At 72.7% G+C, this 7,857-nt stretch carries 12 protein-coding genes; 3 read left to right on the top strand and 9 right to left on the bottom strand.

The window, feature by feature from the left end; translation table 11 throughout:
- Window positions 1-215: 215 nt before the first annotated feature.
- The 3 genes from HW577_RS15950 to hisF all read right to left on the bottom strand — a co-directional run bounded on the left by HW577_RS15950 (window position 216) and on the right by hisF (window position 2,016).
- Window positions 216-599: a histidine triad nucleotide-binding protein gene (locus HW577_RS15950; RefSeq protein WP_198377143.1), complete on the bottom strand. Its 384-nt coding sequence runs from the start codon at window positions 597-599 to the stop codon at window positions 216-218.
- Window positions 600-667: 68 nt separating this feature from the next.
- Window positions 668-1,234, bottom strand: a complete 567-nt coding sequence (locus tag HW577_RS15955) for a phosphoribosyl-ATP diphosphatase (RefSeq protein ID WP_198377144.1) — start codon at window positions 1,232-1,234, stop codon at window positions 668-670.
- A complete protein-coding gene (gene hisF / locus HW577_RS15960) occupies window positions 1,234-2,016 on the bottom strand; it encodes an imidazole glycerol phosphate synthase subunit HisF (protein ID WP_198377145.1) in 783 nt (260 codons plus the stop codon). Before hisF ends, HW577_RS15955 begins: the two co-directional genes overlap by 1 nt.
- 130 nt (window positions 2,017-2,146) lie before the next feature.
- Here hisF and HW577_RS15965 point away from each other — a divergent pair, with 130 nt between their 5' ends.
- Window positions 2,147-2,518 (top strand): hypothetical protein, encoded by a 372-nt coding sequence (locus HW577_RS15965; protein ID WP_198377146.1) that lies wholly within the window; start codon window positions 2,147-2,149, stop codon window positions 2,516-2,518.
- Window positions 2,519-2,596: 78 nt separating this feature from the next.
- Here the strand turns inward: HW577_RS15965 and hisA are convergent, their stop codons facing one another.
- From hisA to hisB, 5 genes are all read right to left on the bottom strand, one after another.
- Window positions 2,597-3,325 carry a 1-(5-phosphoribosyl)-5-[(5-phosphoribosylamino)methylideneamino]imidazole-4-carboxamide isomerase gene (gene hisA / locus HW577_RS26595; protein WP_232474982.1) on the bottom strand — a complete coding sequence of 243 codons (729 nt, stop codon included), beginning with the start codon at window positions 3,323-3,325 and terminating at the stop codon, window positions 2,597-2,599.
- Between the two features lie 84 nt (window positions 3,326-3,409).
- Window positions 3,410-3,997: a GNAT family N-acetyltransferase gene (locus HW577_RS26600; protein ID WP_332837741.1), complete on the bottom strand. Its 588-nt coding sequence runs from the start codon at window positions 3,995-3,997 to the stop codon at window positions 3,410-3,412.
- Window positions 3,994-4,653, bottom strand: a complete 660-nt coding sequence (hisH, locus tag HW577_RS15975; protein ID WP_198377147.1) for an imidazole glycerol phosphate synthase subunit HisH — start codon at window positions 4,651-4,653, stop codon at window positions 3,994-3,996. Before hisH ends, HW577_RS26600 begins: the two co-directional genes overlap by 4 nt.
- Before the next feature lie 13 nt (window positions 4,654-4,666).
- A complete protein-coding gene (locus tag HW577_RS15980; RefSeq protein WP_198377148.1) occupies window positions 4,667-5,041 on the bottom strand; it encodes a DUF2628 domain-containing protein in 375 nt (124 codons plus the stop codon).
- Window positions 5,042-5,043: 2 nt separating this feature from the next.
- Window positions 5,044-5,658, bottom strand: coding sequence for an imidazoleglycerol-phosphate dehydratase HisB (gene hisB / locus HW577_RS15985; protein ID WP_198377149.1), 615 nt, complete (start codon window positions 5,656-5,658; stop codon window positions 5,044-5,046).
- An 88-nt stretch (window positions 5,659-5,746) separates the two neighbouring features.
- Here hisB and HW577_RS15990 point away from each other — a divergent pair, with 88 nt between their 5' ends.
- Together HW577_RS15990 and HW577_RS15995 are read left to right on the top strand one after the other, a co-directional pair.
- Window positions 5,747-6,421 (top strand): YggS family pyridoxal phosphate-dependent enzyme, encoded by a 675-nt coding sequence (locus HW577_RS15990; RefSeq protein ID WP_198377150.1) that lies wholly within the window; start codon window positions 5,747-5,749, stop codon window positions 6,419-6,421.
- Between the two features lie 157 nt (window positions 6,422-6,578).
- The gene (locus tag HW577_RS15995) at window positions 6,579-7,214 is read left to right on the top strand and encodes an isochorismatase family protein (RefSeq protein WP_198377151.1); all 636 of its coding nucleotides are present in this window, start codon (window positions 6,579-6,581) and stop codon (window positions 7,212-7,214) included.
- A gap of 105 nt (window positions 7,215-7,319) precedes the next feature.
- Here the strand turns inward: HW577_RS15995 and HW577_RS16000 are convergent.
- On the bottom strand, window positions 7,320-7,857 hold a 538-nt coding region (locus HW577_RS16000; RefSeq protein WP_198377152.1), incomplete at its 5' end, for a hypothetical protein.

Below are 7,857 nucleotides of genomic sequence, written 5' to 3' on the forward strand. Positions count from 1 at the left end.
CACGCGTCCGACGCGCAGCAGAACCATGCCGCCGAGATGCTGGGCCGCCGCGTCGGCGGGCGCGGCGGCGATGGCGGCGCGGGCGGCCTGTTCGGCCTCGGCGGGACGGCCGCCGCGAAGGGCGGCCTCGGCGGCGCGGAGATGCATTGGGGCGTCGGTCACGCGGCGTGGATTACCCCCGCGCCTGCGGAAGGGGAAGGCGACGCCCGGGCAGGTCAGTCCGCCTTCGGCACCATCCGCCCGATCCGGCGACCGCCGAAGATGTGGACATGGAAGTGCGGCACCTCCTGCCCGCCATCGGCGCCCATGTTGGTCAGCACGCGATAGCCCCCGGCCTCGAGCCCGAGGTCCTTCGCCACCTTGGCCACCACGCGCCAGAAGCCGGCCACCTCGGCCTCGCTGGCATGCGCCGAGAAATCCGCCACCGAGACATAGCGCCCCTTCGGGATCACCAGCACATGCACCGGCGCCTGCGGGTTGATGTCGTGGAAGGCCAGCGCGTGCGCGTCCTCATGCACCCGCTTGCACGGGATCTCGCCGCGCAGGATGCGGGCGAAGACGTTGGCGTCGTCATAGGGTGGCAGGCCGGTCACGGACATGGCGGGGCTCCTCGCTGGGCGCGCCATCCTGACCAGGGCGGGGCGCCGCGCAAGCGCCCCCGGCGCGGTCAGGGCAGCTTGCTGGTGCCCGCGGCGCGAAGGATGCCGCGCGGCCGCGCCGCCTTCTCGGCGATGCCGGAGATGCCCTGGCGGCGGGCGAGCTCGCCCCACACTTCCTCTGGCCGGATGCCGGCATCCACCCAGACGACCATCAGGTGATAGAGCAGGTCGGCGCTTTCGAGCACAGTCGCGGCGCGGTTGCCCGTCGCGGCCTCGATCACGCATTCCACCGCTTCCTCCCCCAGCTTCTGCGCCACCTTGGCGGTGCCGCGGGCAAGCAGCCGGGCGGAATGGGAGGTCATGGTGTCGCCAGCCTGGCGGCGTTCCTCGACCACCTGCCAGAGCCGGTCGAGGATGGCGGCCTCCGCCCCCGGGACCGCGATGGCGGCGGCGAGCGGGGTGAGCACGCGGCGGTCGGCCTTGCGCAGCGGCTTGGGCACCTTCGCCTTGGTCTTGGCCTTGGCCTTGACCTTCGCGACGGCGGGCGTCGCCGCCGGCTTGACCTTGCGCTTGACCTTCGGCGCAGCCTTGGCGGCCTTGCCCGCCGGCATCTTCTTCTTCGCGGCCTTGCCCATCAGGGGGCGCTCCCCATGCGTGGGGCGCGGCGCACCGGCAGGCCCGCGGCCGAGAGCGCGGCCTTGGCGTCGGCGATCCGGAATTCCCCGTAGTGGAAGACGGAGGCGGCGAGCAGCCCGGTCGCGCCCGCCCGCGCCCCGTCGACGAAATGCTCCGGCTGGCCGACGCCGCCCGAGGCGACGATCGGCAGCCGAACCGCCGCGCGCACGGCGCGCGTGAGGGGCAGGTCGAAGCCCTGCTTCGTGCCGTCCCGGTCCATCGAGGTCAGCAGGATCTCCCCCGCGCCGAGGTCGGCCACGCGGCGCGCCCAGTCCACCGCGTCGATCCCCGTGCCGCGGCGGCCGCCATGGGTGAAGACCTCCCAGCCCTCGCCGGCGTCCTTCTTGCGCGCATCGATGGCGACGACGATCGCCTGGCTGCCGAAGGCCTCGGCGCAGCGGCGCACCAGGTCCGGGTCGGCGACGGCGGCGGAATTGATCGAGACCTTGTCGGCGCCGGCGAGCAGCAGGCGGCGGGCATCCTCCACGCTGCGCACGCCGCCGCCGACGGTCAGCGGGATGAAGACCTCGGCCGCGGTGCGGGAGACGACGTCGAGGATGGTGTCGCGGTTCTCATGCGATGCGGTGATGTCGAGGAAGGTGACCTCGTCCGCGCCTTCGGCGTCATAGGCGCGGGCCTGCTCCACCGGGTCCCCGGCGTCGCGGAGTTCCACGAAGTTCACGCCCTTCACGACGCGGCCGTCCTTGACGTCGAGGCAGGGGATGACGCGAAGCGCAAGCACGATGACGGATGACCCTTCATCTTGTCCGGGAAGTGGCACGCATTTGTGCGCTGCGTGATGGCAGAGTTTCGAGTGCGGCGGAATGATGCCCCAGGTCAAGTGAAGCGATGCTGAGCGAAGGTCAGGGCAGATGCGCGGAATCGGCGTTCTCGAGGATGGCTACGAATTCTCCTGGGAGGAGCTGGAGCGCGGCACGCCGCGCTTCTGGTGGGGCCCGCGCAAGCGCGCCGCCTTCGACCGGGCGCTGGCGAAGCGCGGGATGTCGCGCAAGGACGGGGAGTCCGAGGGCCAGGAGGACAGAAGCGACGACGCCCACGACTGGCAGCGCGACCGGGACCGCACGACCGGCGCCGGCGTGGCCATCGTGGCCTTCGAGGAGAAGCGCGGCGAAGGCGGCGGCGGCTACGAGACGAAGGAAAGCGCGTCCTCCGCGTCCACCGACAGTGGTGGGTCGTCGGACAGCGGCGGTTCGGATGGCGGCGGGGGAGGGTCGGGCGAATAGCCCGCGGGACAAAAGCGGGCGAGTAGCCCGCGGGATAGAGCCCGCCGCGTGGTCCGCCCGGTCCCGGCCGCCGCCGGCCTACGCCGCCGCGGCGAGTGCCGCCTTCGGCTCGATCCGCCCGTCATACAGGGCGCGGCCGATGATCGCGCCTTCGATGCCCGCCTGTGCCGCGCGCAGCGCAACCAGGTCCTCGATCCCCGCGACCCCGCCGCTGGCGATGACCGGTAGCGCGACGGCGCAGGCGAGGGCCGCCGTCGCCTCCACATTCACCCCGCCCAGCATCCCGTCGCGGGCGATGTCGGTGTAGATGACCGCCGCCGCGCCGCTGTCCTCGAACCGCCTGGCGAGGTCGGTCGCGGTGATGTCGGAGGTCTCCGCCCAGCCTTCGGTCGCGACCATGCCGTCGCGCGCGTCGATGCCGAGGGCCACGCGCCCCGGGAAGGCGCGGCAGGCGGCCCGCGCGAACTCCGGGTCCTTCACCGCCGCGCTGCCGAGGATGATCCGCGCGACGCCGGCCGCGAGCCAGGCTTCCGCGACCGCCATGGTCCGGATGCCGCCGCCGAGCTGCACCTGCGTGCCGGGTGCCGCCGCGAGGATGCCGCGTACGGCCTCGGCGTTCGCGGGCTTGCCCGCGAAGGCCCCATCGAGATCGACGACATGGATCCAGGAGAACCCTTGCGCGACGAAGGCCGCCGCCTGGGCCCCCGGATCCTCGGCGTAGACCGTGGCCTGGTCCATCTCCCCGCGCTTCAGCCGGACCACCTTCCCCCCCTTGAGGTCGATGGCGGGATAGAGCGTCAGCGTCATCCGTCGTTGTCCGTCTGCAAGGGCAGAAAGCCAGAAAAGGGAGGGGCGGGTCTTGGGGGAGGTTCCCCTCTCCCGCGGCGCTTCTCAGACCGCCCCGTCGATGAGGTCCCCGGTCGCCCTGCCGCGTCCCGGCTCCAGCGTCTTGAAGTAGAACCGCCCCGCCACCGTCTGGCCCTTGACGCGCGCATAGTAGGGATGGGTCCCCCAATGCACGTAGCCGAGGCTTTCGAACAGCGCGATGGCGGTCGCCTGCGTCTCCCGCACGTCGAGGTTCAGCACGCGGTGGCCGAGGGCGGCCGCGCGTTCCTCCACCTTGTCCACGAGCCGCCGGGCGAGGCCGAAGCCGCGGGCGTAGGGCGCGATGTAGGCGTGGGTCAGGGTGGCGGCGAAGGCCTGTGCCTCGTTGTTCCGGGGCGGGCGGACCAGCAGGGCGGAGCCCACCGCATGGCCGTCGAGCCGTGCGACGAACAATTCCCGTTCCGGCACCAGCAGCACGCCGCGGAAGTGGCGTTCCAACGCCGCGCGCCCCTGCGGTTCCACCCAGCCGAAGCCGCCGCCCTCGATGATGGCGGCGTCGGTCGCCTCGGCCAGTTCGGCGAGGTCGGCATCCGAGAGGCGCTCGGCGCGTTCGACCTCGAGGCTGCGGCCCGGCTGCAGTGCAACGGAGTTCACGGTTCCCACCTCAGGAAGTTCGCGAGCATGCGCAGGCCGACGGGCCCGCTCTTCTCGACATGGAATTGCAGGCCGGCGAGGTTGCCGCGCGCGATGATGGCGGCGACCGGCCCGCCATAGTCGGTGGTGGCGATCACGTCTTCCGGGTCCTCCGCCTCGAAGGCGAAGGAGTGGACGAAGTAGACCTGGTCGCCGGGGCGGACCAGGTCGAGCACCGGGTGGAAGCCTTCCTCGAAGGAGAGTTCGTTCCAGCCCATCTGCGGCAGCGGCAGGGGCAGCCCGTCCGGGCCCTTCGGGTCCATCAGCGCGACCGTGCCGGGGATCCAGCCGAGGCCCGGCGTCTCCCCATGTTCCAGCCCCCGCGTCGCCATCAGCTGCATGCCGACGCAAATGCCGAGGAAGGGGACGCCATGGCCACGCACACGGTCTTCCAGCGCGTCGACCACGCCGGGCAGCGCGTCGAGCCCCCGCCGGCAGGCGGCGAAGGCGCCCTGGCCAGGCAGCACGATGCGGTCCGCCATGCGCAGGTCGGCCGCCGAGGCCACCACCTTGACCTGCACGTCGATGTCATTGTCCTCCGCTGCCTTCTCGAAGGCGCGGAGCACGGAGGCCAGGTTGCCCGAGCCCGGGTCGATCACGGCGACGCGCTGCGTCATGGACTGCTCCCCGTCATCGCGCGACGCGCGCGAGGTCCGGTCGCCAGGTGGCAAGGTGGAGGAAGGCCGCTTCCTCGTCCCGCCCCATGACGACGCCTTCGGTCCGCCAGCCGCGCAGGCCGAGCCACCATGATTGCAGGTTTCGTGCCTCGAAACCGATGAAGAGATTCAGGCCGAGCAGCAGCGGCCCCGCGACGGGGCCCGGAAGGGCGGCCGCGAGCGCGATGCAGGCCGCCGCATGCATCGCCGCGAGGGCAATGAGGCGGTTGGATAGGAACCAGATCGTCGGCACCAGCAGCGCGCCCCAGGCGAAGCCGTCGCGCACCAGCAGGGTCTCGGCCCCCCTGCGCTGGGAGGGAGGTCGCGCATGCACGGTCCAGACGCGCATCCTCAGGCCTCCAACACGCCCTTAGTCGAGGGGATGGCGCCGCCGGCCCGCGGGTCGGGTTCGACGGCCTGCCGGAGGGCGCGCGCGGCGGCCTTGAAGCAGGCCTCGGCCACATGGTGCGCGTTGGTGCCCGCCTTCAAGGTCATGTGCAGGGTGATGCCGGCATTGAAGGCGAGGGCGCGGAAGAATTCCTCGAACAGCTCCGTGTCCATCTCGCCCACCTTGTCGCGGGCGAAGGGCACGGACCAGGCGAGGAAGGGGCGGCCGGAGATGTCGATGGCGCATTCGGCCAGCGCCTCATCCATCGGCAGCAGGGCGGCGCCGTAGCGGCGGATGCCGCGCTTGTCGGCAAGCGCCTTCCGGATCGCCTGACCGAGCACGATGCCCACATCCTCGGCGGTATGGTGGAAGTCGATGTGCAGGTCGCCCTTGGCCGCGACGGTCATGTCGATCAGCGAATGGCGGGCAAGCGCGGTCAGCATGTGGTCGAGGAAGCCGATGCCGGTTGCGATCTCGGCGCGGCCGGCGCCATCGAGGTCGATGGCGACGCGGATCGAGGTCTCGGCCGTGTCGCGGACGATCTCGGCGCGGCGGGGCGGGACGGAGAGGCCTTCCATGGCGCGCTTCCTACGCCGCGCGGCGGGGCTCCGCAACAAAAGGCGGGCATGGCCTGCCCGGGGGCGCGGGCGGTGCTAATGACGCTGCATGACCGACATCGCCGCCAACCTCGCCGCCATCCGCGCCCGCATCGAGGAAGCGACTGCCCGCGCCGGCCGCCCGCCGGGCAGCGTCACCCTCGTCGCCGTGTCCAAGACCCATCCGCAGGAGGCGGTCATCGCAGCGCTCACCGCCGGCCAGGCCGTGTTCGGGGAGAACCGGGTGCAGGAGGCACAGGCAAAATTCCCCGGACTGCGCGCGGCGCATCCGGCGCTGCGGCTGCACATCATCGGCGGGCTGCAGACCAACAAGGCGCGCGACGCGGTGCGCGTGGCCGATGTGATCGAGACGATCGACCGCCCGAAGCTCGCCGCCGCGATCGCCGAGGCCATGGGCAAGGAAGGTCGCCGCCCGGATTGCCTCGTGCAGGTGAACACCGGCGACGAGAGCCAGAAATCCGGCGTGCCGCGCGCCGAGGCCGATGCCTTCATCCGCGCCGCGCGCGACGACCACGGCCTGCCCGTCACCGGCCTGATGTGCATCCCGCCGGTCGATGCCGACCCGCGCCCGCACTTCGCGTATCTGCGCGAGCTGGCGGCGCGGCACGGGCTCTCCGTCGTGTCGATGGGCATGAGCGGGGATTTCGAGGCGGCGATCGCCGAGGGCGCCACGCATGTCCGGGTGGGCACGGCGATCTTTGGGCATCGGGAGGTGCCGGCCTGACCCGGGTGCGGATGCCGGTGCACGGCGGCGCCTGTTTCCGGCGGGCGGGCAGCACGGCCCGGTCGTGGCCCTCCGCCTGGCGCAGTCAATGCGAGGTTCGCCCCGTGGCACGGTCATTGCGAACCCCGACCCGCGAACCGCCCAGGGAGCCCGCACCATGTCCGACATCTACGCCGCGCGCGGCTATGGCAGCCGCGCCCTCGGCTTCGGCGCCAAGCCGGGCCTCGTCGTGGTGGATTTCCAGCGCGGCTTCACCGAGGCCGCCTTCCCGATGGGCGGCGCGCCCATGGTCGATGCGGCGGTCGATGCGACCGTGCCGCTGATTCGTGCCGCGCGCGCCGCGGGCCTGCCGGTCGTCGCCTGCGTCAACGGCTATGACAGCCCCCGCGCCGCGCCGCACTGGAAGGCCGCGCCGGTCTTCGACCTGCTCGGTGGCACCCCCTCCGTCGAGCTCGACCCGCGCATCGCCGCGGCGGGACCCGACGTGGTGCTGATGAAATCCGCCCCCTCGATCTTCTTCGCCACGCCCGCGGCCTCGATCCTGACGCGGGAGAGGGTGGACACGGTGATCGTGACCGGCTGCATCACCTCCGGCTGCGTGCGCGCGAGCGTGATCGACGCGTTCTCCCTGGGCTTCCGCGTGATGGTGCCGCGCGACTGCGTCGGCGACCACGACCCGGTGGCGCATGAGCAGAACCTGACCGATGTGGAGCGCCGCTACGCCGACGTGATCGAGGCATCGGACGCGCTGGCCGCCATCGAGGCCTGGCGCGTGAGCAACACGCGCGGCTGACGCCGGGCGGAACCGGGTTTCGCCTTCGTCCCCGCAGGCATCGCCACGACATCCAGCGGCCCGGCACGACAGGCGGGCGTCGCGCGGGGTGATAAGGGCGCGCCCTCAGCCCGCCCAGCGCAGGCGCCGCCGCCCCGCCGCCACCTCCAGCGCCGCGCGCGGGAGGTCGGGGCCCAGCGTCGCCAGGTCGTTCACGAGCATCGTCGCCGCGGCCGCCTCCTCCGACGGCATCCGCGCCGCAATGGAAGCGAGGAACACCACCCGGCCAGGTACCCGCATCGCGGCCCAGGGCACGGGGTGGGGCAGGTCCTCCAATGCCCGCACGGCCGCGAGCAGCGGGCGGTCGTCCACCCCGCCCGCAAGTTCCGCCCGCGCCAGGGCGCAGAGTCGCGCGAAGTCCCGCCGCAAGGGTGCCGGGGCGTGCCGCGCGGCGACGGCGGACTCCAGCAGGACGAGGCAAGCCTCGCAGAACACGGGCAGCGCCGCCGCCCCATCCTCCGGCTTGGCGAGGCGGGCGCGGAGCACCGCCAGCGTGCGCCGCAGCGCGCGCCTTGCCCGTCGGGCGCCCGGCGTCCCGCGGGCGAAGACGTCGAGCCGCGCAGCGATGGCGGCGACCCAGCCGGGCAGCTCCGCGACCGGGTCG

The organism is Neoroseomonas rubea, from assembly GCF_016106015.1.
Taxonomy (GTDB): Bacteria; Pseudomonadota; Alphaproteobacteria; order Acetobacterales; family Acetobacteraceae; genus Neoroseomonas; species Neoroseomonas rubea.